Here is a 26,386-nt window from a genome sequence, read left to right on the forward strand (position 1 = left end):
GACCACGAAACCACCGATCACGTTCAGCGTTCCGAAGACCACGGCGACGAACAGAATGATCTGGATGCCGATCGAGGGGTTCTCCACCCGGCCCAGCGTCACCAACGCACCGAGGACCACGATGCCGTGAATGGCGTTGGTGCCCGACATCAGCGGGGTGTGCAAGGTGTTGGGGACCTTGGAGATTACGGCGAAACCGACGAACCCGGACAGCACCAGGATCGCGATGTTCGCCAGCAGTTCGGTATACATCAGTTCACCTCACGAGTGACGCACGAGTCCGCGAGAACCTGATCCTCGAAGTCGGGGGCGACCTTGCCATCCACGAGCATCAGTTCCAGCAGGGCCGCGATGTTCTTGGAGTACAGCTCGCTGGCGTGCTCCGGCATGGTCGCGGGCAGGTTCAGCGGCGAGGCGATGGTGACGCCGTGCTTGACCACGGTCTGTCCCGGCTCGGTCAGTTCGCAGTTGCCGCCGGTCTCACCGGCCAGGTCCACGATCACGCTGCCCGGCTTCATGCCCTCCACCGCGGCGGCGGTCACCAGCCGCGGCGCGGGACGGCCCGGCACCAGCGCGGTGGTGATCACCACGTCGAAGCCCTTGATCGCGTCCTCGAGCGCCTGCTGCTGCTTGGCCTTCTCCTCGTCGGTCAGCTCACGCGCGTAACCGCCCTCGCCCGCGGCGTCGATGCCCAGGTCCAGCCACTGCGCACCGACCGAACGCACCTGATCGGCGACCTCGGGACGCACGTCGTAACCGGTGGTCCGGCCGCCTAGTCGCTTGGCCGTCGCCAGCGCCTGCAGACCGGCCACACCCACGCCGAGCACCAGCACGGTCGCGGGCTTCACCGTGCCCGCCGCGGTGGTCAGCATCGGGAAGAAGCGGGTCGACTCCGACGCCGCCAGCAGCACCGCCTTGTATCCGGCGACATTCGCCTGCGAGGACAGCGCGTCCATCACCTGCGCACGCGAGATACGCGGGATCGCCTCGACCGCGAAGGCCTGCACACCGGCCGACTTCAGCGCCGCGATCTGGTTCTCGGCATTGCGCGGGGCGAGGAAGCCGATCAGCGTCTGCCCGTCGGACAGCTTGGCCACCTCGGCATCGCTGGGCGGGGCCACCTTCACGACCACCTCGGCCGACCACGGATCGCCGATGGTCGCACCGGCCTCCGCGTAGGCCTCGTCGGGAATGAGCGCACCCAGTCCGGCGCCGGCTTCCACGACCACCTCGACGCCCTGCTTCAGCAGCGCCGGAATGATCTTGGGCACCAATGCGACACGCCGCTCGCCCGCGTTGGACTCGCGAACGACTCCGACACGCGCTCCGCGCGGCGACGAGTCGCCAACGTTTTGCGTTGTCTCCACTTGTCAGACTTCCTTCTCGTGCTGGCTGTTGGCCACCGACCGATGTCCGGACGAAGTTACTAACGAGTAAGTTCGCCGAAAATCCTCGCAACTGTACCCGGCTCGCCGTGAGCGTAGCTGAGATGCCCGTCACAGAACGTGGTCGGATTCCGCCCATATGCCGGATTCGAACCGCGTCGACGCGCTGTGCCGTCGCCTCCGTTCTCGCTGCGCCGACGCGAAAAACTCGACTTCGATGATCGTCCGCGCAGGTGAGGGCCACAAGATCGAACCTTCAGGTCTCTTACTTACCCACACGTCAGCGAACTGGTCAGGCGCTCGAGACCGCGACAGAGAGTGACGCGCGTCATGTTCGACAGGGGATTCGGGGTGTTCCGCGCCACTCGTACGCCGTATGGTCGCGGTGTGAACGACTGCGTCTTCTGCCGCATCGTGGCGGGTGAAGCTCCGGCTACCAAGGTCTACGAGGACGAACTGCTGTGCGCGTTCCTCGATATCCGCCCCGTCGCGCGCGGCCACACACTGGTCGTGCCGAAGCGGCACGCGGCGGAACTGGACGATCTCGACGCCGATCTCGGCGCGGAGCTCTTCCGCGCCGGGCACCGGATCGCGCTGGCCATGCGGCGCAGCAGTCTCGTCGCCGACGGCGCGAACCTGGTGATGAACGACGGCAAGGCCGCGTTCCAGACCGTCGCGCACGTGCACCTGCACGTCGTCCCGCGCAGGCACGGCGACAAGCTCAGCTTCGCCAAGGGCTTCCTGCTGCGCAGACCGAACGATCCGGAGGGCACCGCCGACGCCATCCGGGCGGGCCTCGCGACGCTGGCCCGCCAGGACGACGCCGAGGACGTGGGCACCGAGGAAGGAACGCAGGCATGACCGACCAGACATTCGACCGCACCGAGCTGACCGCGCTGCTGACCGAGCAGTGGGACGCCATCGCGGCGCTGGTCGCCGACCTGGACGAAAACCGGTGGCGCACACCGTCGAAGCTGCCCGGCTGGACCGTCTTCGACATCGTGGCACACGTGGTCGGCACCGAATCGTGGCTGCTCGGCGAGAAGCCGCCGCCGCACGATCCGATGCGCGAGAAGACCGACGTACGTTCGCTGCCGTACGTCCGCAACGAGACCGCGGTGCTCAACGAGATCTGGGTCGACCGGCTGCGTCCGATGCCCGGCGCGCGTCTGCTCGAGCTGTTCCGTGAGGTGATGGACCGGCGGCACAAGGCGCTGGCCGAGATGGACGACGCCGCATGGACCACGCCGACGGTCTCCCCGATCGGCCAGGTCCCCTACGGCCGGTTCATGCGGGTGCGGCTGTTCGACTGCTGGATGCACGAACTCGACATCGCCGACGCGCTGGACGTGCGAGTGAACGAGGGCGGCAGGCGCGGTGACCTGGCGTTCGCCGAGTTCGCCGGATCGCTGCCGCGGGTCGTCGCCAAGCTCGGCAAGGCGCCCGCCGGGTCACGGATCACCTTCGCGCTGTCCGGCGCGCTACCGCGGACCCTGCACATCGCGGTGGACGAGCGGGCCGCCTTCGTCGACTCGTTCGACGGTGCGGCCGATGTCGAGATCGCCATGGACTCGGGGCTTTTCGTCCGGCTGGGCGGCGGTCGTCGCAGTGCGGCAGAACATCTCGACGAGATCGTCGTCACGGGCAACGAAGAGCTCGGCGTCCGTTTGGTCCGCCACCTCGCGTTCACCCTCTGAGCCGGTGCGGCTCTTCCTGTCCAGCTATCGATTCGGCAAACACCAGGACCGGCTCGCCGCACTGGTCGGCGCGCCGGGCCGGGTTGCCGTGATACCCAACGCCTGCGACGCCTGGCCGGACGCGTGGACGTCGGCTGTGACCAGCGATCTGGTTCCGTTGCGCAAGCTCGGGTATACGCCGGAGGTGCTGGATCTCCGCGAGTACGTCGGGCGCGCAGAGGAATTGGAGCATCGACTCGCCGAGTTCCCGCTGATCTGGGTACGTGGCGGCAATACCTTCGTGCTGCGTGCCCAATTCGCCCGTAGCGGAGCCGATCTCGCCTTGACGCGGTTGCTCGAAGCCGACGCGCTGGTCTACGCGGGGTACAGCGCGGGCGCTTGCCTGCTGACGCCGGACCTGCACGGGCTGGAGTCGGTGGACGACCCCGCCGAGGTGGAACCGACGTGCGGTGTCGAACCGCGTTGGGACGGATTGGGTTTGGTCGATCACCGGATCGTCCCGCACATCGACTCCCCCACCGACCCGGATGGGTTCGGCAACCGGCTCGCGGCCGAGTACCGCGCCGCCGGGGTCGCGCATTGGGCGCTCACCGACGACGACGTCGTCGTAATCGACGGCGCGCGACCACAACTCCTGCACTGACATCCCCCTTCCCCAACCCGTCGGTTCCCACACGTCGTCCGTACGCGTCACATAGTCGGTGCCTATGTGAGGCGTGCGAACGGCGTGTGGGAGCGGTCAGGTCTCGTCGGTGGGGCGGGCGCGGAAGACGATCCAGCGCATGGCGGTATACATATAAAGGGCTTCGCAGGCGCCCGCGAGCAGCCGGGCCACGTGGTATTCGACGCCGAGCGCGGTGAGTCCGCCGCCGACGCCGAGGATGAAGGCCACGTAGTTGATCACGACGACCACGACGTACACCGCGGCCTGCCTGCCGACGGGGGCGTGCGAGTGGAAGTTGAAGGTGCGGTTGAGGACGAAGGCGAGCCCGAACGCGCAGATGTAGCCCAGTGTGATCGAGACCGGCACCGGCCAGTTCCACCAGCCGTGAAAGAGGGTGAGCAGCACCAGGTCGACGCCGAAGGTGAAGCTGTTGATCAGTCCGAAGCCGAGGAACGTCGGCGGGACGATCCGGTCCAATCCCAGGGGCAGCCGCGCGACGACGAGCTCACACCAGCGGGTGAACCGGTCGGCGAGGGAGTCGGCGGCGACGGCCAGATCGGACACGCGGCCAGCATGGCAGCGGCAGGTGTCCGCGAGGTGAGCTGTTGGCAAACGTCCGCCGAGTCGCCCCGGTCAGCCGATCTGGCCCAAGGGTTCCGGGCGGTCCAGGCTCGACCAGGCCATCAGCCAGCGGCGGCGGGTGACGTCGTCGACATCGGCGAGGAGGGCGTCCAGCAGGAGCATGGGGTCGCGGCGCCACTGGTCGGCGACCGTCGCCAGGGCTTCCTTGTCGAACAGGCCCGAGCGGTCGAGTGCGGTGAGCCAGGTACCGAACTCGCCCGCGTGGATGCCGCGCAGCGCCTCCAGATCGACGGCGCCGTCGGCGAACTCGTCGGCGAACAGCGCGCCGATGAGTTCGCGGTAGTCCGGTGATTCGACCCGCATGCCGTCAACCCTCCGAATATGTGGCAGGTCCCCGGAATGGTCGAACGATCCGTCGGCCGGGCGCGTCCACCGTCACGACAACGGTCGATCCGCGCACGGCGAGCCCCTGCACCCGGCATTCTTGCCCGGCGCGCCCGGAATTACCAGTCCGAAGTAGCGTCCGCCTGCGCTTTCGACCGATTCCACGCCCGCACCCCACTACTCTGAACAACCGTGGACCTGCATGAACTCGTCGCCGCACTGCCCGAGGGCGCGGTGCTCACCGACCCCGATTTGCTGATCGGCTACCGGCAGGACTGGGCGCGCGATCCCGGGGCCGGAACGCCCGCGGCGGTCGTCCGCGCCACCTGCACCGCGGATGTCGCGGCGACGTTGCGCTGGGCGCACGCGCACCGGGTGCCGGTGGTTCCGCGCGGCGCGGGATCCGGGCTTTCCGGCGGCGCCACGGCGGTGGACGGCGGGATCGTGCTGAGCACCGAGCGGATGCGGGCGATCACCGTCGATCCGGTCACCCGGACCGCGGTCGCGCAGCCGGGGCTGTTGAACGCGGAGGTGAAGCGGGCGGTCGCCGAGCACGGGCTGTGGTATCCGCCGGATCCGTCGTCGTTCGAGATGTGCTCGATCGGCGGCAACGCGGCGACCAACGCGGGCGGGCTGTGCTGCGTGAAGTACGGGGTCACCACCGACTACGTGCTCGGCATGGAGGTGGTGCTCGCCGACGGAACCCCCGTGCGGTTGGGCGGGCCGCGCCTGAAGGATTCCGCCGGGCTCTCGCTCACCAAGCTGTTCGTCGGCAGCGAGGGCACGCTCGGCGTGATCACCGAACTGACGCTGCGACTGCTGCCCGCGCAGCCGTCGCAGAGCACCGTGGTCGCCAGTTTCGCCTCGCTCACCGCCGCCACCGAGGCCATTCTCGGCATCACCGGCACGCTGCGGCCGTCCATGCTCGAGTTCATGGACTCCATCGCCATCAATGCCGTCGAGGACGAGATGCGGATGGGTCTGGACCGTGCCGCCGCCGCGCTGCTGGTCGCCCGGTCCGACGCGCCTGGCGAATTCGCCGCGCGCGAGGCCGAGATCATGGTCGAGGCGTGCGAAAAGGCCGGAGCCACCGAGGTTTTCCACACCGAGGACGCCGAGGAGGGCGAGGCGTTCACGGCGGCGAGGCGTTTCGCGATTCCCGCCGTGGAACGGCTCGGGCCGCTGCTGCTCGAAGACGTCGGGGTGCCGCTGCCGCGCCTCGGCGATCTGGTCACGGGCATCGCCGCCATCGCAGAACGCAACGACGTGACCGTCTCGGTGATCGCGCACGCGGGCGACGGCAACACCCACCCGCTGATCGTGCACGACCCCACCGACGCCGAGAACACCGCCCGCGCGCACCGTGCCTTCGGCGAGATCATGGACCTGGCCATCACCCTCGGCGGCACGATCACCGGCGAACACGGCGTCGGCAGGCTCAAGAAGGACTGGCTGCCCGACCAGCTCGGCCCCGACGTGATGGCGCTGACCCAGCGCATCAAGGACGCGCTCGACCCGCACGGCATCCTCAACCCCGGCGCGATCCTCTGACGCGGAACTCGCCGACCGGGCTTATACACTCGGCGCATTCCGCGACCGGTCCACCGCCACGCAACCGCACCCCTGATGGAGTCCGGAACAATCCCGCGCACGAAGGAGTTGGCACCACCATGACCACCAGGCTCGAGCACAACGCCGCCGACACCCGATTCGAGATCTACGTCGACGACACCCTGGCCGGGTACGCCGACTACGCCGAGCGCGAGGACAGCAAGGTCCGCGACTTCCACCACACCATGACCTTCCCGGAGTTCCGCGGGCAGGGCATCGCGGCCAAGGTGGTCGAGTACGCGCTTCAGGACTCCAGGGACGCGGGCTTCTCCGTGGTGCCGACCTGCTGGTACGTCGAGAAGTACATCGCCGACCACCGCGAGTACGCGGACCTGGTCGCTTAGGCGTACCCTCCGCTCCGGCTGATGGAAGTCAGCCGCGCTCCCGCAAGTACTCGGCCAGGATCGGGCCGATCACCGCGAGGGCCTCTGGCCCGGTCAGGTGGTTGTGTTCGTGGCCGGTCTGGTGGTCGACGATCGCGCCGCTGACGTAGGGCCGCCAGGTGTCCACGTTCGGCGAGTAGCCGGGCCTACGGCTGGTGCTGCTGAAGAAGAGCAGATCACCGTCGAACACGCCGGGCCGGTATTCGGCCGCCTGCCGGACCAACTGCTGGTAGTCGAGGTAGAGGCGTTCCAAGGCCGCGGCGTCGAGCGCACCGAAGGCGCCACCGGCCATCGCGTCCAGGGCGCCGCCGTCTAGTGCGGCCAAGGCACCACCAGCCGACTCGCCCGAGGCACCACCAGCCGACTCGCCCGAGGCACCATCGACCACCGCGCCCGAGGGATCATCGGCAACGCCGCCCGAGGTACCACCGGCAACTTCGTCCAAGGCGCCATCAGCGGATTCGCCCAAAGCATCAACGGCAACCTCGCCCAACACGCGCCCGCCACGCAGGAGTTCGGCGGCGCGCTCGGCCAGCGGCTGGTCGCCGGTGAGCAGGGCCGGGTCGATGCCGCCGAACTCGGCGAGCAGGATCTCCGGCGGCGGCATCTCCGTGGCGCTCTCGGGTTCGACGTCGGCGCGGCCGTCGATGATGACGAGCGCCGATACCGTCGCCTCTCGGCGCTGGAGTTCCACGGCGACCGCGTGGGCCAGCGGTCCGCCCGCCGAATAACCGAGCACCCGGTACGGACCGTCCGGCTGGGCGGCCTGCATCTCGTCGGCGTAGCGCGCCGCGCGTTCGGTCAGCGACATGTCCGGCTGCGCGGCGGCGACGCCCGGTGATTGCAGCCCGTACACCGGGTGGCCGGGATCCAGATGACGCACCAATCCCGCGTAGCCCCAGGCCAATCCGATCGCCGGATGCACGCAGAACAGCGCGGGCCCGCTGCCGGACGGACGCAACGGCAGCAGCGGTCGCAGCGCAGGATCGGTCCCGTCCGCCCCCGCCTCCGGCTGCGCCACGATGCGCTCGGCCAGCGCTCCCGGCGTGGGATCGCCGAACATCCACTGCACCGGGACGGCGTGGTCGAGTTGTTCGCGCAGTTCGTCGACCAGGCGGACCGCGACCATGGAGGTGCCGCCGAGTTCGAAGAAGTTGTCGTCCAACCCGACTCGTTCCGCGCCGAGCACCTTCTCGAAGGCGCTCACCACCACGTGCTCGGTCCGGGTGACCGGCGGACGGTAGGGCAAGTCGGTGCGCTGCTGGACCACGCTCGGCGGTGGGTCGTAGACGACCGTGCCGGGCGGCGCGGTGACATCGATGTCGCCGAGGACCAGCTCCGGGTTCGCGGTGACGGCGTCGAGCAACTCGACGTACCTTTCCGTGAGCGTTCGCGCGGTGGACGGTTCGAACAGGTCGAGGGCGAAAGTGAGGCTGCCGTCGATGCCCGTGGGCGCTCCCTCTTCGTCGAACTGCTCGTCGAGCATCCACTCCAGATCGAATTTCGCCCCGACCGCGGGCATCTCGATCGCGCGGACACCGAGTTCGGGCACCCCGCCTGGATCGAACTCGAAGTTCTGGAAGGTCAGCAGCACCTGGAACAGCGGATGGTGGGACGTGGAGCGAGCGGGCGCGACCACCTCGACCAACCGCTCGAACGGCAGATCGGCATTGCCGAACGCGTCCAGATCACCGTCTTTGGTTGCGGCCAGCAGCTTTTCGAAGGTGTCCTCGGAACGCACCCTGCTGCGCAACACCAGGGTGTTGACGAACATGCCGACCAGCTCGTCGAGTTCGCCGTCACCGCGTCCGGCGACGACCGTGCCGATCGCGACATCCTGCTGCCTGGAGATGCGGCCGAGCAGCGCGGCGAGGGCCGCGTGCGCCACCATGAAGATACTCACGCCGTGCCACCGTGCGATTTGCCGAATGCGTTGCTGCGTGGCGACATCGATGTGGAAATCGACCAATCCCGCGCGATGGGTGGACATGGTCGGCCGCGGATGGTCGCTCGGCAGCGACGTCACGGCGGGCAGTCCGTCCAGTGCGTCCCGCCAGTACTCCAGCTGCCGGTGCGCCAGACTGTCGGGATCGTCGTCGGCGCCGAGCAACTCGTGCTGCCACAGCGCGTAATCGGCGTATTGCAGTGGCAGCGGCTGCCATTGCGGGGCGGCACCGGCGCGGCGAGCCGAGTAGGCCACCAGCACGTCGCGGGCCAAGGGCGCCAGCGACGAACCGTCGGAGGCGATGTGGTGCATCACCACCACCATTACGGTGCGCCGCGGTTCGATCCGGAGCAGCTGCACGCGCAGCGAGAGCTCGGTGGTGAGATCGAAACCCTGCGCGCAGGCCATGGCGACCAAACGCGGAACGGATTCGGCATCGGCATCCGAGTCTCGAACCGGCGCAAAGGCTTCCGCCACACCACGCACGTCCTGGTACGGCTCGCCCTCGGCGTTCACCGGATATACGGTGCGCAGCGCCTCGTGGCGGGCGATGACGTCCATCAGGGCCGCCTGCACGACCGCGACATCCAGTTCGCCCCGCACCTCCAACGCGAGGGGCACGTTCTGCGCGGGCGAGGAAGGATCGTAGCGGTTGAGGAACCACATCCGCCGCTGCGCCGCCGAAAGCGGGACGTAGGTCGGCCGGTGGCGCGGTCCCGGACGAGGACCGGGCGGCGCCGCTGAGGTGCGCACCGCTTCGGCCAGTCGTTCGACGGTCGGGGCGTCGAACACCATCCGCACCGGAACGCGACGGTCCAGTGCTGCGCCGAGGCGGGCGGCGATGCGGGTCGCGATGAGCGAATTGCCGCCGAGCGCGAAGAAGTCGTCGTCGAGACCGACCCGCGGCACGCCGAGCAGCTCACCGAAGGTCTCGGCGACGATGCGCTCGGCGGGCGTCTTCGGCTCGCGGAAGCGGCCGGCACGGATATCGGGAGCCGGAAGTGCCCGCCGATCGAGCTTGCCGTTCGCGGTGCGCGGCAGAGCGTCGAGCACGACCAGTGCCGACGGCACCATGTACGACGGAAGCCGCTGGGCGAGAGAGGCTTTCAGCGCGTCGAGGTCGATCGTCGCGACCTCGCGGGACGCGACGGCGTGGGTTTCCGCCGCGTGCGCCTCGGCCTCGTCTGCCGCCGCCTCGTGGGCACCCACTCCGTGCGGCACCACGTAGCCGACCAGCAGCTCGCCGACGGACGGATCGGTGTAGACCGTCACCGCTGCTTGGTGGACGGCGGGATCGCGCACCAGGGCCGACTCGATCTCGCCGAGTTCGATGCGCAGTCCGCGCAGTTTCACCTGGAGGTCACCGCGGCCGATGTAGCCCAGCGCGCCGTCGCGCCTGCGCACCAGATCGCCGGTGCGGTACATGCGTTCGCCGGGCGCGCCGTACGGATCGGCGACGAAGCGCGCGGCGGTCAGGGGCGATCGGCCGTGGTAGCCGCGCGCGAGGGCATGGCCGGACAGATACAGTTCGCCGACCACGCCGTCCGGCACCGGGTGCAGCCGCTCGTCGAGCACGCGGACCGCGAGGCCGGGGACCGGGCCGCCGATGGTGATCTCGTCACCGGGCCGCAGGGCATCACTGCCCGTCGCCCAGATCGTGCACTCGGTGGGACCGTAGTCGTTGAACTGCAAGCGATCCGGCGCGGCCCACTGTTCGACCAGGTCCGGCGGGCACGGCTCGCCGCCGGTGATGATGCCGCGCAGCGCGGGTTCCGGGCCGAGCACCGCGGCATCCACCGAGCCCAGCGCCGACGGCGAGAGCGCGATGTGCGAAACACGTTCGCGGGCGAGCAGTTCCCCGAGCTCCGGCCCGCCGAAAGCGGTGGGACCGGCGATCACCAGCGTCGCCCCCGCGCCGACGGCCATCAGCAGCTCGAGCACCGCGGCGTCGAAGCTCGGGGACGCAACCGCGAGCACACGCGAGTCCGCCGTGATGCGCATCCGATCGCGCTGGGCGACGGTGAGATTCGCCAACCCCTGGTGTGTGACGACGACGCCCTTCGGTCGTCCGGTGGAACCCGAGGTGAAGATGACGTAGGCCGGATTTTCCCACCGCACCGGCGTCGTGCGTTCGGTGTCGTCGATCGGCACTCCGGTGGCCGAGTCGACCAGATCGGTGGTGGCCGGATCGTCCAGCGCGAGCCAGTGCACCGGCGACTCGCCGGAGTCCGCGCCGGGCAGCGACGGCGCGACGGCGCGGACCGTCACGCCGAGCCGCGCCCCGGAATCGTCCAGGATCTGCGTGATCCGCTCGGCCGGATAGGCCGGGTCGATCGGCACGAACGCGGCGCCGGTCTTGGCCACCGCCCACACCGCGAGCACCGCGGGCAGCGAGCGCCGGATGGCGACCGCGACCAGCTCTTCGGGGCCAGCGCCCGCACCGATGAGCACCCGCGCCAACCGGTTGGCGTGCTCGTCGAGCTCGCGGTAGGTGAGCCGGGTGACGCCGTCGATCACCGCGACACCGTCCGGATTGTCCGCCACCGCCGCCGCGAGCAGCTTCGGCAACACGGCCGGTTCCGCCACCGGAGGCAGGGCCGGAACGACAAGGGCCGCATCTTCTTCCGCGTCGAGCAGGTCGACATCGCCAACGGGCGCTTCCGGAGCCGTGGCGACCGCGCGCAACAACCGCAGCCAGCGGTCCGCGAACCGCTCGACGGTGTCGTGGTCGAACAGATCGGTGGCGTAGCCGAAGCGGATCGTCAGGCCCGACGTCTCGTCCGGCGCCACCGTGACGCTCAGGTCGAAACGCAGGCTCTGCTGTTCCAGCTCCACCGGCGCTACGTGCAGATGGGAGAGCGTGAGCTCGACCGGTGCGAGATTCTGGAACACCAACATGACCTGGACCAGCGGGTGCCGCGCCGCCGAGCGGGCCGGATCGAGCACGTCGACGAGGCTCTCGAACGGGATGTCGGCGTGCGCGAAGGCGTCCAGATCGGTGCGCCGCGTCTCGGCGAGCAGTTCGGCGAACGTGTCGGCCGAGTCGATCTCGGTGCGCAGCACGACGGTGTTGACGAACATGCCGACCACATCGTCCAGTTCGGCCGCGCCGCGACCCGCGACCGGCGTGCCGATCGCGATGTCCGATGTGCCGCTGAGCCTGGCGAACAGGGCCGCGAGCGCGGCGTGCAGCACCATGAACAGCGAACTGTGGTTGGTTCGGCCGAGTTCGTCCAGCGCGGTGGCCAATTCGGCGTCGACGGTGCGCAGCACGGTGCCCGCGCGCAGCGACGGAACGGCCGGACGAGGCCGGTCGGCGGGCAGCTCGAGCCGGTCCGGCAGGCCCTTCAGTGTGGTGGTCCAGTAGTCGAGCTGAGCGGCGAGCAGGGATTCCGGGTCGTCGGCCGAACCCAGCCGATCCCGTTGCCAGAGCGTGTAATCCGCGTACTGCACCGGCAATTCGGTCCAGCCCGGGATATCTCCGTTGGCACGCGCCGCGTAGGCCGCGAGCACGTCCCTCGCGAGCGGCCCCATGGAGAACCCGTCCGCGCTGATGTGGTGCGCCACGACGACGAGGACGTGCTCGCCATCGGCGACGCGGAACAGGCGCAGCCGCAACGGCACCGCCGAGGCCACGTCGAAACCGGCTGTCACGCAATCCAGTACCGCAGCAGGCAGCTCGTCCGCCACGATCTGGATCGGCTCCGGATCGAGTTCCACCGCGTCCGGCGGCAGCACGACCTGATAGCCGACGCCGTCGCGCGCCGGGTACACGGTACGCAGCGCCTCGTGCCTGGCCAGCACATCGGAGAGCGCCGCACGCAGAGCGCTCACATCCAGGTCACCGCGCAGGCGGAGCACCGCGGGGATGTTGTACGCACCGGATTCCGGGTCGTATTGGTTGACGAACCACATCCGCTGCTGCGCGGGCGCGAGAGGAATGTGCTCGGGCCGCGCACCGGATCGCGGTCCGATGCTGGGCCGTGCCCCGTCGCCCGCCGCGGGCAACCGGGCGGCCAGCGCGCGCACCGTCGGCGCTTCGAACAACAACCGGACCGGCACCTCGATGTCGAGTGCGGCGCCGAGCCGGGCGGTCACCCTGGTCGCGGACAGCGAATCGCCGCCGAGGGCGAAGAAGTCGTCGTACGCGCCGATACCCGGCCGATCGAGCACCGCGCCGAAAACCTCGGCGACGACGCGCTCGACGCCGATCGGAGCCACGTATTCCACTGCGACGCATTCGGGTTCGGGCAAAGCGCGCACGTCGACCTTGCCGTTGCCGGTCACCGGCAGGACGTCGAGCACGGTCACCGCCGCGGGCACCAGGTGGCGGGGCAGGCGGCGCACCAAGTGGTCGCGCAGGCGCGCGCCGTCGAGTTCGGCGCCCGCCGTCGGAGCCACATAGGCCGCGAGCGCCAGGTCACCGGTGGGCCCGCGCCGCGGCACGGTGACCGCGAGTCCGACCCCCGGCACGTCGCGCAGCACCGCGTCGACCTCACCGGGTTCCACCCGGATGCCATGCAGCTTGACCTGGGAATCGTTGCGGCCCACGTATTCCAGGCCGCTGTGCGAGACGCGCCGCACCAGATCGCCGGTGCGGTACATCCGGTCGCCGGGAGCGCCGAACGGGTCGGGCACGAACCGAGCGGCCGTCAGCCCCGCGCGGCCGTGGTAGCCGCGCGCCAGACCGGGGCCCATCAGGTACAGCTCACCGATCGTCCCGACCGGCGCGGGCCGCAACCAGCGGTCGAACACGACCAGACCGAATCCCGGCATGGGCGCGCCGAGCTCGGCGGCCTCGCCGGGGACCAGCGGCGCGCTGAAGGTCGCGGCGACGGTCGCCTCGGCCGGTCCGTAGGAGTTCATCATCGACCGACCCGCGCCGACCCGTGCGGTGAGCTCGGGCGGACAGACCTCGCCGCCGGTGACCACCGTGCGCACGCCGTTCCACGACGCGGCCGAGAGCGTGGCGAGCACGGCGGGCGGCGCGACGACGTGAGTCACCTCGTTCGCCACGATCACGGAGGTCAGCTCGTCGCCCGCGATCGCCGCCGCGGGCGCGGTGACCAGCGTGGCGCCGGTGTAGAAGGTGGACAGCCACACCAGCGTCGCGGCGTCGAAATTCGGGTTCATGCTGAGCAGGACGCGATCGCCCGGCCTGGCCCGCATGCGCGCCGCGGCGCCCACCGCGAGCCCGCCGAGTCCGGCGTGGGTCACCACGACGCCCTTGGGTGTCCCGGTGGATCCCGAGGTATAGATCAGATAGGCGGGGTGGTCCACGCGCAGCGGGCGCAGCCGGTCGTCATCGGTGATCGCCGCGTCGGAATGGTCCGGCAGCTCGGCGCGCAGCACCGGGTCGTCGAGTAGCGACCAGGACACCGTGCCGGGCAGTCGATCTCGGTGTCGCGCGGTGGTGATACCGAGCGGCGCGGCGCTGTCGGCGGCGAGGGTCGCGAGGCGGTCCTCGGGATGGTCGATATCGACGGGGACGAACGCGGCGCCGGACTTCGCGATCGCCCACACCGCGACGAACCAGTCGACGGACCGCGGCAGCGCGAGCAGCACCCTGGTCTCCGGGCCAGCGCCGGACGCGATCAGTCTGCGGGCCAGACGATTCGAGCGGGCATCGAGTTCCGTGTAGTCGAGGGCGTGTGCGTCGTCCTCGACCGCGACCCGGCCCGGACGCACGCCGCAGCGCAGCAGATCGGGCAGCAGCCGCATCGGCTGCGGTCGGGAGCGCAGCACATCGGCGCGCTCCACGCCGCACACACCGGCGGCTCTCCCCGCCGGGTCGGCGGCCATGCGGTCGAGCATCCGCACCAGGCGGTCGCCGATCGCGTGTGCCTCGTCGGCGTCGAAGAATCCGGTGGCGCAGCTGAGGATCAGCCGCAGCGTGTCGCGTGCGTGCGCGGCCAGCGACAGCGGGTAGTGGGTGCCGTCGCGGCCGCGGAAATCCCGCACCCGGAGCGCCGCGTGCTCGGCTGCTTTGCGCAGGGCCGCCGCGTCCACCGGATAGGACTCGTAGACGATGGCGGTGTCGAAGAGCACGCCGAGCCCGGTGGCGGACTGGATCTCGGTGAGTCCCGCGGTGTGGTGGTCGAGCAGAGTGCCCTGCTCGCGCTGGATCCGGCGCAGCAGGTCACCGACCGGCTCGGCGGGATCGAGCGTGACGCGCACCGGGAGGGTGTTGACCAGCATGCCGACGATGCGTTCCGCGCCGGGCAGGTCGGCCGGTCGGCCGGAAACCGTCGCGCCGAAGACGATGTCGGTCTCGCCGGTCAGCTCGGCGAGCAGCATGCCCCAAGCGCACTGCACCACCGTGTTGAGGGTGACGCCTTGGTCGGCCGCCATGCTGTGCAGGGCGAGGGCGGTCTCGGGTGTGAGCGGCAGGTCGAGATCCAGTTTCCCGGCACCGGTTCGCCGCGGGGTGCGGCCCGCGGTGACCAGCGTCGGGCCAGGCAGTCCGGAGAGCGCGTCCGTCCACGCCGCCGTCGCCGCGGCGCGGTCCCGGCGGGTCAGCCATTCCAGGTAGTCGCGGTACGAGACTGGCTGCGGGAAAGCCGTTCCGTCCCCACCGCTTTGGTAGCGCGCGAGCAGTTCGGCGAGCAGCAGCGGCATGGACCAGCCGTCGAGCACAAGGTGGTGGTTGGTGACGAGCAGCCGGATGTCGTCCTCGCCGCACCGCACGCAGACGAACCTGACCAGCGGCGGGTGCGCGGGGTCGAACGGCGCCGCCAGCTCGCGGGCCGCGAACGCGTCGAAGTCGTCCGCGTCGACATCCACTGTGCGCCAAGGGACATCGACGTCGGCGAGCAGGATCTGCACCGGCTCGTCGGTGCCCGCCACGAACGCGGTGCGCAGCGCCTCGTGTTCGCGCACGGTCGCGGTGGCGGCGGCCGCCAGCCGCTCGATGTCCACCGCTCCGTCGAATTCGAACACCGCCTGCACCGAGTACTCGTCGGTGCGGCCCGCGGCCAGTTGCGCGTGGAAGAGCAGACCATGCTGGAGCGGGGCCAGTGGCCACACGTCCGTCATGGCGGGATACCTGGTGGCCCAGGCGTCCAGCTGTCGCTGACCGACCGAGACCAGGGGGAGATCGGAGGGCGTCAGTTTGCCCGCGTCGGGCTCGGCCAGTCGTCGGGCCAGTTCCTCCAGTGCGGAAATCCACTTCCCGGCAAGGGCTTCCATTTCCGCGCCGTCGACGACCTTCGAGGCGTACCGCCACACCGCGTGCAGCACCGAACCTTCCGGGCGTTCGACGACCACCGCGTCGACAGCGAGGACCGCCGAGGCAGGCAGCTCGGCGCCACCGCCCAGGCTCGCCGCGAGCGAGACCGGCAGCCACGGCACCGCAGCCTCCGACGCGTCGGTGTCGCCCTCGGTCACCTGGCCGAGGTAGTTGAATCCGAGCTGCGGGTCCAGCGCGGTGCCGAGGACGGCGGCGGTCTCCGGGTTCGAATGCCGCAGCAGGCCGAAGCCGATGCCGCCGTGCGGGACGGCGCGCAGCTGTTCCTTGACGGTGACGAGCGCGTCCAGCGGACCGGCGTCGCCGATCGTCAACCGGACGGGGAACTGGCTGGTGAACCAGCCGACTGTGCGGGAGAGATCGGCGCCGGGTACGGCGGCCTCCTCGCGGCCGTGCCGCTCCAGCATGACCAGCGCGGGGCCGGGTTCGGCACGGTGTTCCGCGAGCGCCGAGGCCAGCGCGGTCAGCAGCGCCTCCTCCATACCGCAGCGGTAGGTCGCGGGCAGCCGGACGAGCAGCGTCGCGGTGGTCGCCGCGGGCAGGCTCAGTTCGAGGCGCTCGATGGTGTCGCCGGTGTCCATTGCCGGATCGAGCGCGCGGCGGCCGAGCGGCGGATCGGGGGTGGCGAGCACGGCGGCCCAGTGGTCGGCCTCGGCGGTCCACGGCTCGGTCGTCGCCGCCTCGGTGAGGGCGTGCGCCCACGTGCGCATGGAGGTGCCGACGGATGGCAATTCGGGCGTCTCGTCGGCGTGCGCCTGCGCCCAGGCGGAGATCAGATCGGCGATCAGAATGCGCCAGGACACCGCGTCGACGGCCAGATGGTGGATGACGAGGACGAGCCTGCCCGCCGCCTCCGCACCGGCGTCCAGCCAGGTCGCCGCGACCATGATCCCGGCCTCCGGCGCGAGTCGCGCGGTGGCCGCCGCGACGACGGATGCGGTGTCGATGCCCTCGATTTCGGGCACCCGCACGCGCTCGAGCAGCGTCTCGGCCGCGAGCGTCCGCGGCGCCGCGACCTCCAAGCCGCCGCGAACCACCCTGGCGCGCAACATGTCGTGCCGGTCCAGCACCGCGCCGAGGGTGCGCACCAGTTCGGACTCGCTCAGACCTGCGGGCAGGGCGAGCACCATGGACTGGCTGAACCGCTGCCATCCCCGCTGCTCGAGCAGCCAGTCCACGATCGGCGTCCGTGGCAGGAAACCCACGCCGCCGCCGGGCAATTCGGCGAGCGACTGCCGCTCGCCGGGCGCGGTGACCACCGCCGCCAGGGCCGCGGGCGTCGGGTGCTCGAACACGTCGCGCGCCGAGAACACCAGATCGGCCGCCCGGCCGCGGGCGACCAGTTGGATGGAGAGGATCGAGTCGCCGCCGAGCGCGAAGAACGACACGTCCGCGCCGATCGACGGCACGCCGAGCACTTCGGCGAACAACTGGCACAGGACGCCCTCGACCTCCGACGCGGCAGCCCGCGACGCCTCGTAGGCCATCGGCTCCGGCAGCGCGCGCCGGTCGACCTTGCCGTTTCCGGTGATCGGCAGCGCGTCCAGCACGGTGATGGCGCCGGGCACCATGTGGCCGGGCAGCCGGCGCATGCAGAATTCGCGCAGGCTCGGCACGTCCAGTTCGACGGACCGCGAATCGTGATGCACCGGAACCACATAGGACGCGAGCATGGCGCGTCCGGACGCACCGGTGCGAACGACCGTGACGGAGATCTCCACCTCCGGGTGCGAATGGAGCACCGCGTCGACCTCACCGGGTTCCACTCGCATACCGCGCAACTTCACCTGGAAATCGCTGCGCCCCAGGTACTCCAGCACGACACCGTCGGCCGCGGCCGTTTCACCGGACGGTTCGACCGAACGCCAGGAGACCAAGTCACCGGTGCGATACATCCGGCTGCCCGCCGGTCCGAACGGGTCGGCGACCAGACGTTCGGCCGTCAGACCGGGGCGTCCCGCGTAACCGCGGGCCACTCCGGATCCGGCGATGTAGAGCTCACCGGGTGTGCCGATCGGCACCGGCGCCAGCCGCCGATCGAGGACCAGCAGTCGCGCACCCGGCACCGGCCGGCCGATGCCGGAGGGGCGCTCGAGGTCCATGGCATCGGTGAAGGTGGCCGCGACGGTGGTCTCGGACGGGCCGTAGGAGTTCACCAGCCTGCGGCCGGAACCGAAGCGTGCCACCACTTCCGGCGGGCAGATCTCCCCACCGGTGGACAGCGCACGCACGCCGTTCAGGGCGTCGTCCGGCAGTGTGGTGAGCACGGCGGGCGTGGAGCAGAGGTGGGTGATCCCGGATTCCGCGATCGCGGAGGTGATCTCGGCGCCCGCCATGGCTTCACCCCGGCCGATCACCAGCGTCGCGCCGCTACCGAACGCGACCAGCAGTTCCAGCAGGGACGCGTCGAAACTCGGGTTCAGGCACTGCAGCACGCGCGAACCCACCTCGGGCCGATAGGCTTCGCGCACGGCGGCGGCCAGCCCCGCGATCCCGGAGTGCGAGACGACCACGCCCTTCGGCACGCCGGTCGACCCGGAGGTGAAGACGACGTAGGCGGCGTGCTCGAGGCGCAGCTCGCCCCGCGAGTCGGCTTCCGTCGAATCGCTCTCCACCGCAGTGGCTTCCACCGCGTGGCCGTGGAGCGCGTCGAGAATCGCCGTGTCCGGGTCGATCTCGATCCACCGGACCGTATCGGGCAACCGCGAAGCCTGCTCGCGGGTGGTGATACCCAGTCGCGCACCGCATTCCGTCGCCATCGTGGCGACCCGCTCGGCGGGGTTACCGATACCGAGCGGCACGTACGCCGCGCCGGAACGCACCACGCCCCAGAACGCGAGCACCGACTCCATCGAGCGCGGCAGTGCGACGAGCACCGACTCGTCCGGCCCCGCGCCGAGCCGAGTCAGTCGCCGGGCCAATACTCCTGCGGCGCTGTCGAGTTCGCCGTAGGTCACGGTGCGGTCGCCGTCCACCACGGCGACGGCATCCTCGCCCGCCGCGCGCAGTCCCTCGTCGAGCACATCCGGCAGCAGTCCGGGGGCGGGTGGCGTCGGACCGTGCATTCCTTCGCGCAGGACCACCTCGTCGTCGAGGAAGTACTCGACCTCGCGGACCGGGGTGTCGGGGTCGGCGTCCAGCAGCGCCTCGAACAGCTTCAGGAACCGCAGGTGGTGACGGGCCAGGGAATCTTCGTCGTAGAGATCGGGATTGGCGGTGAAGTCGAGGTAGATCGGCGCCCGCGCGCCGTGCTGGTAGATGTTGACGAACAGGTCCTCGATCGGGCCCGACGTGATCACGTGCAGATCGGTCTCGATGCCCGTGAAGTGGATCTCGGCGGGGAACAGCATGATGTTGACCACCGGGCCGACGATCCCGCGACCGCCCGCGACCGCCGCGTCGCCGTCCGCGCCCCGCCGGATCTCTTCGTGTCGAAACCGTTGGTGCCGTAACGCACCGGAGACCTCGATCCGGATCGCGTCCACGATCTCGGCCATGGTGCTGCGCTCACCCACCGTGACGCGCAGCGGAACGATATTGGCCAGCATGCCGCCGGAGCGGCGCAACATCGCGGTGGTGCGTCCGGAGACCGGCAGGCTCAGCACCACATCGTGCGCACCGGTGGACTGCGCGTAGAAGACCGCGAGCGCCGCCATCGCGATACCGGGCGTGCCGACGCCGTAGCGCGACGCGGCGGCGTCGAGTCGTGCCTTCGTCTCGTCGGAGAGCCGCTGCCGGTGCTGACGTCCGAGCGCGTGCGCGGGCGCGGCGCCCGGCACCAGACTGCACCGTTCGGGCATGTCCGCCATGCGCTGCGACCAGTACTGCGCGTCGGCGGTGAATCGGCTCGACTGCCGGTAGCGCACCTCGTCGTCGTAGATCTCGCGCAGCCCGGACGCCTTGCACGCGGGCGGCTCCTCGCCCGCCAACGCGGCGTTGTACAGCTCGGCGACGCGGTACAGCCCCGTCGCGGACGCGAAACCGTCCACCACGATGTGGTGTGCCCGCGAATACCACAGCACTCGATCGGGGGCGACCCGGATCAGCACCGATATCCCGGGCCGCTCATCGATCAGGTCCACCGGGGCGGTCACGTCCGCCCGCATCCAGCGCATGGCTTCGGCGTCCGGGTCGGCGGCGTCGCTGAGGTCCAGGTAGCTCAGGTTCGTGTGCAGGCTCGGATCGACGACCTGATACGGCTGCCCATCGCGCACCCCGAACCGCAGCAGCGCGGTCTCGTACTCGTAGGCGACCTGATGCGAGACCTCGATCAGCGTGTCGATGTCCAGCGGCCCGCGCATCTCGATGTACTGCGCTTCGTTGAGCGGCACCGAAGGATCCAGCTGCTGTGCGTACCACATGCCGAGTTGCGCGGGCGAAAGCGGGAAACCATCGTTCTCGCTCACGTCGATGCCCCGCGCGGCCGAAAGTCCGTGCGTCATAGTCGATCCCCTTGATTCGAGTCAGCCGGCTCTACGCGTCGTCGCGGAAATCGGCATGGCGTTCTTTCTGGTCGACGACGCCCGGTCCGTCTCCGGCTCCGGTTGGAGCTCGTAGGCGGGCACGTCGGTATCGGAGCTCGCGGTCAACCGGCTGACCATCACCTGCCGCACGTGTGCGGGCAGCGTGGGCGCGAACTTCTTGACATAGGCGGCCATCCACTCGGGCCGCCCGAGCAGGAACGGGAAGTCGGTGGTCATCATGCTGCGCACGACGAGCATCGGGATCGGCGAATCGAGCGGGTGGTAGTCCTTGTTCCACAACCCCGGCTCCTTGCATCCGGGATAGAACTGCCCGAGCATGAAGCCGCGCTCGACGAATCTCGACTTGAGCTCGTCGTGCAAGTCGTCGATCAGCGAGAAGTCCCGCAAGTCCGGCATCGCGGTGACGAGGGCGCGCAGCGTCGCGCCGCTGCCCTCCGCCGGAGCCAGCCGCCCGAACAGCTCGAGCGCGTCCTCGATGACCAGTCGTACGTACGCCGGCCACGGACGGACGCCGGGCACCCGGCCGACCCACATCAGCTCGCGGCGCAGCGACGGCCGGATGTACGGGCAGACCGGCCCGTCACGACCGAGTTCCGGCACGTGGCCGGTCAAATAGTCCTCGGCCCAGGTCCGCACGGAGTCGACGGTGGACTTCGTGTGCGGACACGAAACATCTGAGTCGGACAGGGGGAACCAATTCATCCCCGACTGTTGTCCGATGACGATCTCGACCATCACTCACCTCGCGACGTAACGAGGTCGAGCGCGGTCTCGCGAACCTCCCGGACAGGCGCGTAGCCGATCACCCGAGTTGCTTGGGAAGTGGTTGTTCAGAATATGTGCGCTATGACGAAACACGCGTCAGCTCCTGCCGAAGTAACCCACGAAGCGCCTGTTCAGGCGCCTCCTATCAGCGAGGATCGACGTCAGCCTCCAAAAGCCCCGACCGGCTTCCGAAATATCCAGCTACCAATGGTTATGGGCCGGCAGGTCTCGAAACGAGCTACTTCGCGGACACGATGGAGCAACCGGTCGGTCGCGAACGAATATCGGCGAACGATGGGTGACACAAAAAAGGGAACGGCCGGGTAACAACCCGGCCGTTCCCTGATACGCAGGTGCGGGCGTCAGCCGCGCAGCAACGCCCTGGACATCACCACACGCTGGATCTGGTTGGTGCCCTCGTAGATCTGGGTGATCTTGGCGTCACGCATCATCCGCTCGACCGGGAAGTCGGTGGTGTAGCCGGCGCCACCGAAGAGCTGGACGGCGTTGGTGGTGACCTCCATGGCCACGTCCGAGGCGAAGCACTTGGCGGCGGCGGAGATGAAGCCGAGGTTCTTCTCACCGCGCTCGGCGCGGGCGGCCGAGGTGTAGACCATGAGGCGGGCGGCCTCGATCTTCATCGCCATGTCGGCCAGCATGAACTGGGTGTTCTGGAAGTCGGCGATGGCGGTGCCGAACTGCTTGCGGTCCTTGGTGTAGGCGATCGCCGCGTCCAGCGCGCCCTGGGCCAGGCCGACGGCCTGCGCGCCGATGGTCGGGCGGGTGTGGTCGAGGGTCTGCAGCGCGGTCTTGAAACCGGTGCCGGGCGCGCCGATGATGCGGTCGCCGGGGACGCGGCAGTTCTCGAAGTACAGCTCGGCGGTGGGCGAGCCCTTGATGCCGAGCTTGTGCTCGAGCGGGCCGACGACGAAGCCCTCGTCGTCCTTGTGCACCATGAACGCGGAGATGCCGTTGGCGCCCTTGTCGGCGTCGGTCACGGCCATCACGGTGTACCAGGAGGACTTGCCACCGTTGGTGATCCAACACTTGGAGCCGTTGATGATCCAGTCGTCGCCGTCCTGCTTGGCGCGGGTGCGCATGGAGGCGGCGTCGGAGCCCGCCTCGCGCTCGGACAGCGCGTAGGAGGCCATCTCGCCGTTGACGATGTCGGCGAGCACCTTCTGCTTCAGCTCCTCGGAGCCGTTCAGGATCAGGCCCATGGTGCCGAGCTTGTTGACCGCGGGGATCAGCGAGGAGGAGCCACAGACGCGGGCGACCTCTTCGATCACGATGCAGGTGGCGACCGAGTCGGCGCCCTGGCCGCCGTAGGCCTCGGGCACGTGCACGGCGTTGAAGCCGGCGGCGTTCAGCGCGGTGAGCGCCTCCTCGGGGAAGCGGGAGTTACCGTCGACGTCCTTGGCGTACGGCGCGATTTCCTTCTCCGCCAGACCGCGGATGGCCGCCCGCAGTTCGTCGTGGAAGTCCTCGAGCTTGAACAGGTCGAAATCGGGGTTTCCCGCCATGGGACACGCTCCTGGGTGGTGGGCTCGAGCCGCGTCGGCGGCCGGCGTTCATCTCGGCACTCAGTGCCACTTCATGCGCCAGTATACGCACAGAATTCCGCGCCAAGTGGGGCGATCTTCTGGCACTGAGTGTCAACACACCGGTAGGTGGTTCAGATCACAGACTACCGAGCTTGCGGGTCAGCAGATCGGCGACCTGGCGCGATGGCATGTCCCTCGGGAACACCGCGACCACCATCTCCGCCGCGTCGTGGGCGCGGCCGCGACCGCGCGGAATGGCCGCCAGTTCGACCCGCAGATCCGCGGCGCCCGCGTCCGACTCGCCGCGCACCATCCGGCGCAGCAGATAGTTGTGCGTCGCGGTGACCGCCGCGGTGAACTGCACCCTGGCCAGATCGGGGGCGTCGGGCAGGCGCTCGCGCAGATAGTCGGTGAACAGGCGCTCGTAACGGAACACGGTGACGATCTCGCGCTCGCGCAGCGCGGGCACCCTGCGCACCACCCGGTAGCGCCGCGCGGCGATCTCCCGCCACTGCGTGAACCGCTCGAAGACCTGCACGACAGCCGCGCACACGGCGTCCCACGGATCCTCGTCCTGCGCGTTCGCCAGATAGGCCGCCGCCTGCGCCAGCTGCGACTCGTGATCGGCGAAGATCACGTCCTCTTTCGACCGGAACTGCCGGAAGAACGTCCGCCGGGAAATCCCCGCCGCCTCCGCGATCTCGTCGACCGTCGTCGCCTCGTACCCCTTGTCCGCGAACAACCGCAACGCCTGATCCACCACGGTCAACCGAAACCGCGCCGGATCCTCCCCGGCCCGCGCCCGCCCACTCTCCTCAGATGCCACGGCAGCCACCGTAGCGACCGAAGCTTGAACTGCCCCATGACACGGCGAAGTTGTTTCGTTTGTTTCGCATGTTTCGTATAATTCGTTTAGAAAGGAGGTGCTCATGGCCGGAATTCACGCCGCCAAGCGCATCGAACCTGGAGAGATCGACACCGAGGTCGCGGCGCGCGCCATGCGGCGCATCAAGGACTACCTCATGCGCCATCCGTCGGAAGAGACCATCAGGGTCGACGGTGAGACGGGCGGCGACAACGCGCTCATCCTGCCCCGCGAGGTGGTCAACATGCTGGCCTTCATCCTCGCTCAAGCCGCCGAGGGCCGGGGCGTCTCGATCGTGCCCTCGCACGCCGAGCTCACGACCCAGCAGGCGGCGGACATGCTGAACGTCTCCCGCCCCTATGTCGTTCGACTGCTGGAGGCGGGCGAAATCCCGTTCCGGCTCATCGGCACGCACCGCAGAATCCGCTTCGACGACCTGAAGGACTACCAGCGGCGTAGTGAGGCCAAGAGTCGGGCCGCAGCCGATGAACTGTCCGACCTCGGACAAGAACTCGGCATCTGACCATGGCCTTCGTAGTCCTGTACGACGCCAACGTCCTCTACGGCAATACGCTCCGCGACATGCTCATCCGTCTCGCGAGATCCGGTGTCGTCCAGGCGAAGTGGACGAACGCGATTCTCGATGAGATGCTCCGAAACCTCGCGGACAAGCGACCGGATATCCCGGCCTCCAGGCTGCAGCGACTGCGCGAGCTGATCGTGGCCGCGGTGCCGGACTGCCTCGTCGACGCTTATGAACCGCTGATCGAGGGCCTGAAACTGCCGGACCCCGACGATCGGCACGTTCTCGCGGCCGCCATCAAGGTGGGCGCGCAAGTGATCGTCACATCGAACCTGTGCGACTTCCCGTCGGAGCAGCTGGCGGCATGGGACATCGAAGCCAAGAGCCCGGACGAATTCGTCCTCGACCAGATCGCCCTCGACGACCGCATCGTGTGGGCATGTGCGCAACAGATCGCCGACTCTCGTCGCAATCCGCCGGAATCCGTCGACGAAGTACTCGACGCGCTGGAAAGCGCAGGCTTGGTCGAATCCGTGACAGCCCTGCGGTCCGGACGCCGCTGTTGAGCGACGCCCGGACGGGCGGCACGTCAGCCGAGGAGTTTGGTGCGGAGGGCTTCGTCCTTTTCGAGGACGAGTTTTTCCAGGTCGGCCTGGAATTGGGTCATGCGGGTGCGCAGGGCCGGGTCGGCGGCGGCGAGGATGCGGACCGCGAGCAGGCCCGCGTTGCGCGCGCCGCCGATGGAGACGGTGGCGACCGGGACGCCCGCGGGCATCTGCACGATCGAGAGCAGCGAGTCCATGCCGTCGAGGTACTTCAGCGGGACCGGCACGCCGATCACCGGAAGCGGAGTCGCGGAGGCGACCATGCCGGGCAGGTGGGCCGCGCCGCCCGCGCCCGCGATGATCACCTGGACGCCGCGATCGGCCGCCTCGCGCGCGTAGTCGAGCATGCGCTGCGGCGTGCGGTGCGCGGAGACCACGCCCACCTCGAACGGCACGCCGAACTCGGCGAGCGCCTCGGCGGCCGCCTCCATGGTCGGCCAGTCGGAGTCGCTGCCCATGATCAGGCCAACTCGAGGATTACTCATGGGGATCCCATCCGTCGGTCCACACCGCGTGCGACATCCAGTGCGCCGCCCGCTCTGCCTTCTCGCGCACCTCGGCCACGTCGTCACCGAGGATGTTGATGTGCCCGATCTTGCGATCGGGGCGTTCGCCCTTGCCGTACAGGTGCACCTTCGCGTCGGGCATCCTGGCGAACAGATGGTGCAGCCGCTCGTCCATCGACATCTCGGGCGCCTGCTCGGCGCCGAGGATGTTGGCCATCACGGTGACCGGAGCCAGCGGGCTGGTGTCGCCGAGCGGGTAGTCCAGCACGGCGCGCAGGTGCTGCTCGAACTGCCCGGTGCGCGCACCGTCCATGCCCCAGTGTCCGGAGTTGTGCGGGCGCATCGCCAGCTCGTTCACCAGCAGCGCGCCGTCGTGAGTCTCGAAGAGCTCGACGGCCATCGCGCCGACCACGCCGAGTTCGGCGGCCAGGTTCAGCGCCAGGGTCTCGGCCTCGGCGGCCTGCTCGTCGGCGAGGTCCGGCGCGGGCGCGATCACCACCGCGCACTGCCCCTTGCGCTGCACGGTCTCCACCACCGGCCAGGTCGCGGCCTGCCCGAACGGCGAACGGGCCACCATCGCCGAGAGCTCGCGCTTCAGATCGACCTTCGCCTCGGCGAGCAGCCGCACACCGTGCGCGAGCTGGTCGGTGACGATCCGCTCGGCCTCGGCGGCGTCGGCGGGCATCCACACACCGCGGCCGTCGTAACCGCCGCGCACTGCCTTGAGCACGAACGGCCAGCCGTGCTCGTCGCCGAAGCGCACCGCGTCGGCGGGCGCGGCGACCGGGGTGAACGCGGGCACCGGGACACCGAGCTCGGCGAGCTTGGTGCGCATGGCCAGCTTGTCCTGGGCGTAGATCAGGGCCTGCGGCGGCGGCGCCACGTTGACGCCCTCGGCGACCAGCGCCTCGAGGTGCTCGGTCGGCACGTGCTCGTGGTCGAAAGTCAGCGCGTGCGAACCGACGGCGGCCTTGCGCAACGCGGCGAGATCGGTGTGGCTGCCGAGCACCACCTCGGGACTGACCTGCGCGGCCGGGTCTTCCGGGTTCTCGGCGAGCACCCGGAGCCGCTGGCCGAGCGCTATCGCGGCCTGATGGGTCATTCGCGCGAGTTGACCGCCACCGATCATGGTGACGGTGGGCATCGCGGCTTGATCGAACGAACGGGTACTCACGTCGTGCAATCTTGTCATGTCCG

The 26,386-nt window shown here is 69.6% G+C and carries 17 protein-coding genes; 7 read left to right on the plus strand and 10 right to left on the minus strand.

Annotation, left to right across the window (positions count from 1 at the left end; all coding sequences use genetic code 11):
- Both AB0H49_RS13730 and AB0H49_RS13735 read right to left on the minus strand, forming a co-directional pair.
- The coding region (locus AB0H49_RS13730; RefSeq protein ID WP_357251034.1) for an NAD(P) transhydrogenase subunit alpha at positions 1-252 on the minus strand (252 nt) is incomplete at its 3' end.
- Positions 252-1,367: a Re/Si-specific NAD(P)(+) transhydrogenase subunit alpha gene (locus AB0H49_RS13735; protein WP_354999932.1), complete on the minus strand. Its 1,116-nt coding sequence runs from the start codon at positions 1,365-1,367 to the stop codon at positions 252-254. The genes AB0H49_RS13735 and AB0H49_RS13730, both read right to left, overlap by 1 nt.
- A 405-nt stretch (positions 1,368-1,772) precedes the next feature.
- On the opposite strand from AB0H49_RS13735, the gene AB0H49_RS13740 reads away from it, so the two are divergent.
- Genes AB0H49_RS13740 through AB0H49_RS13750 form a run of 3 tightly spaced genes read left to right on the plus strand, consistent with a single transcriptional unit; the run spans position 1,773 to position 3,725 of the window.
- The gene (locus tag AB0H49_RS13740) at positions 1,773-2,246 is read left to right on the plus strand and encodes an HIT family protein (protein ID WP_354999933.1); all 474 of its coding nucleotides are present in this window, start codon (positions 1,773-1,775) and stop codon (positions 2,244-2,246) included.
- A complete protein-coding gene (locus tag AB0H49_RS13745; RefSeq protein ID WP_357251039.1) occupies positions 2,243-3,082 on the plus strand; it encodes a maleylpyruvate isomerase family mycothiol-dependent enzyme in 840 nt (279 codons plus the stop codon). Before AB0H49_RS13740 ends, AB0H49_RS13745 begins: the two co-directional genes overlap by 4 nt.
- Positions 3,083-3,086: 4 nt before the next feature.
- Entirely contained in the window at positions 3,087-3,725 is a 639-nt protein-coding gene (locus AB0H49_RS13750; protein WP_354999935.1) for a Type 1 glutamine amidotransferase-like domain-containing protein, read from the plus strand.
- A gap of 96 nt (positions 3,726-3,821) precedes the next feature.
- On the opposite strand, the gene AB0H49_RS13755 is transcribed toward AB0H49_RS13750, so the two are convergent.
- Together AB0H49_RS13755 and AB0H49_RS13760 are read right to left on the minus strand one after the other, a co-directional pair.
- Positions 3,822-4,301, minus strand: a complete 480-nt coding sequence (locus tag AB0H49_RS13755) for a GtrA family protein (protein ID WP_357251513.1) — start codon at positions 4,299-4,301, stop codon at positions 3,822-3,824.
- A 78-nt stretch (positions 4,302-4,379) separates the two neighbouring features.
- Complete coding sequence (locus AB0H49_RS13760) at positions 4,380-4,691, minus strand: hypothetical protein (protein WP_354999936.1); 312 nt, start codon at positions 4,689-4,691, stop codon at positions 4,380-4,382.
- 213 nt (positions 4,692-4,904) lie between these two features.
- Between AB0H49_RS13760 and AB0H49_RS13765 the strand changes: the two genes are divergently transcribed.
- The gene (locus tag AB0H49_RS13765; RefSeq protein WP_357251044.1) at positions 4,905-6,263 is read left to right on the plus strand and encodes an FAD-linked oxidase C-terminal domain-containing protein; all 1,359 of its coding nucleotides are present in this window, start codon (positions 4,905-4,907) and stop codon (positions 6,261-6,263) included.
- A gap of 119 nt (positions 6,264-6,382) precedes the next feature.
- Positions 6,383-6,667 carry a GNAT family N-acetyltransferase gene (locus AB0H49_RS13770; protein ID WP_354999938.1) on the plus strand — a complete coding sequence of 95 codons (285 nt, stop codon included), beginning with the start codon at positions 6,383-6,385 and terminating at the stop codon, positions 6,665-6,667.
- Between the two features lie 28 nt (positions 6,668-6,695).
- Here AB0H49_RS13770 and AB0H49_RS13775 read toward each other — a convergent pair whose 3' ends face one another.
- The 4 genes from AB0H49_RS13775 to AB0H49_RS13790 all read right to left on the minus strand — a co-directional run bounded on the left by AB0H49_RS13775 (position 6,696) and on the right by AB0H49_RS13790 (position 23,516).
- A complete protein-coding gene (locus AB0H49_RS13775) occupies positions 6,696-20,339 on the minus strand; it encodes an amino acid adenylation domain-containing protein (RefSeq protein ID WP_357251047.1) in 13,644 nt (4,547 codons plus the stop codon).
- A gap of 21 nt (positions 20,340-20,360) precedes the next feature.
- Positions 20,361-21,017 carry a DUF6875 domain-containing protein gene (locus AB0H49_RS13780; RefSeq protein WP_357251050.1) on the minus strand — a complete coding sequence of 219 codons (657 nt, stop codon included), beginning with the start codon at positions 21,015-21,017 and terminating at the stop codon, positions 20,361-20,363.
- 491 nt (positions 21,018-21,508) lie between these two features.
- Complete coding sequence (locus AB0H49_RS13785; RefSeq protein WP_067787697.1) at positions 21,509-22,669, minus strand: acyl-CoA dehydrogenase; 1,161 nt, start codon at positions 22,667-22,669, stop codon at positions 21,509-21,511.
- A gap of 157 nt (positions 22,670-22,826) precedes the next feature.
- Positions 22,827-23,516: a TetR family transcriptional regulator gene (locus AB0H49_RS13790; RefSeq protein WP_354999941.1), complete on the minus strand. Its 690-nt coding sequence runs from the start codon at positions 23,514-23,516 to the stop codon at positions 22,827-22,829.
- A gap of 103 nt (positions 23,517-23,619) precedes the next feature.
- Between AB0H49_RS13790 and AB0H49_RS13795 the strand changes: the two genes are divergently transcribed.
- Entirely contained in the window at positions 23,620-24,078 is a 459-nt protein-coding gene (locus AB0H49_RS13795; RefSeq protein ID WP_357251054.1) for a helix-turn-helix domain-containing protein, read from the plus strand.
- 2 nt (positions 24,079-24,080) lie between these two features.
- A complete protein-coding gene (locus AB0H49_RS13800) occupies positions 24,081-24,644 on the plus strand; it encodes a PIN domain-containing protein (protein ID WP_357251057.1) in 564 nt (187 codons plus the stop codon).
- A gap of 23 nt (positions 24,645-24,667) precedes the next feature.
- Here AB0H49_RS13800 and purE read toward each other — a convergent pair whose 3' ends face one another.
- Together purE and AB0H49_RS13810 are read right to left on the minus strand one after the other, a co-directional pair.
- On the minus strand, positions 24,668-25,168 hold the full coding sequence (gene purE, locus AB0H49_RS13805) for a 5-(carboxyamino)imidazole ribonucleotide mutase (RefSeq protein ID WP_141807175.1): 501 nt from the start codon (positions 25,166-25,168) through the stop codon (positions 24,668-24,670).
- Positions 25,161-26,333 carry a 5-(carboxyamino)imidazole ribonucleotide synthase gene (locus AB0H49_RS13810; RefSeq protein ID WP_355000525.1) on the minus strand — a complete coding sequence of 391 codons (1,173 nt, stop codon included), beginning with the start codon at positions 26,331-26,333 and terminating at the stop codon, positions 25,161-25,163. The genes purE and AB0H49_RS13810 overlap by 8 nt, the downstream gene beginning before the upstream one ends.
- Positions 26,334-26,386: the final 53 nt, after the last annotated feature.

The sequence above is a fragment of the Nocardia sp. NPDC050713 genome (assembly GCF_040654315.1).
Classification (GTDB): domain Bacteria; phylum Actinomycetota; class Actinomycetes; order Mycobacteriales; family Mycobacteriaceae; genus Nocardia.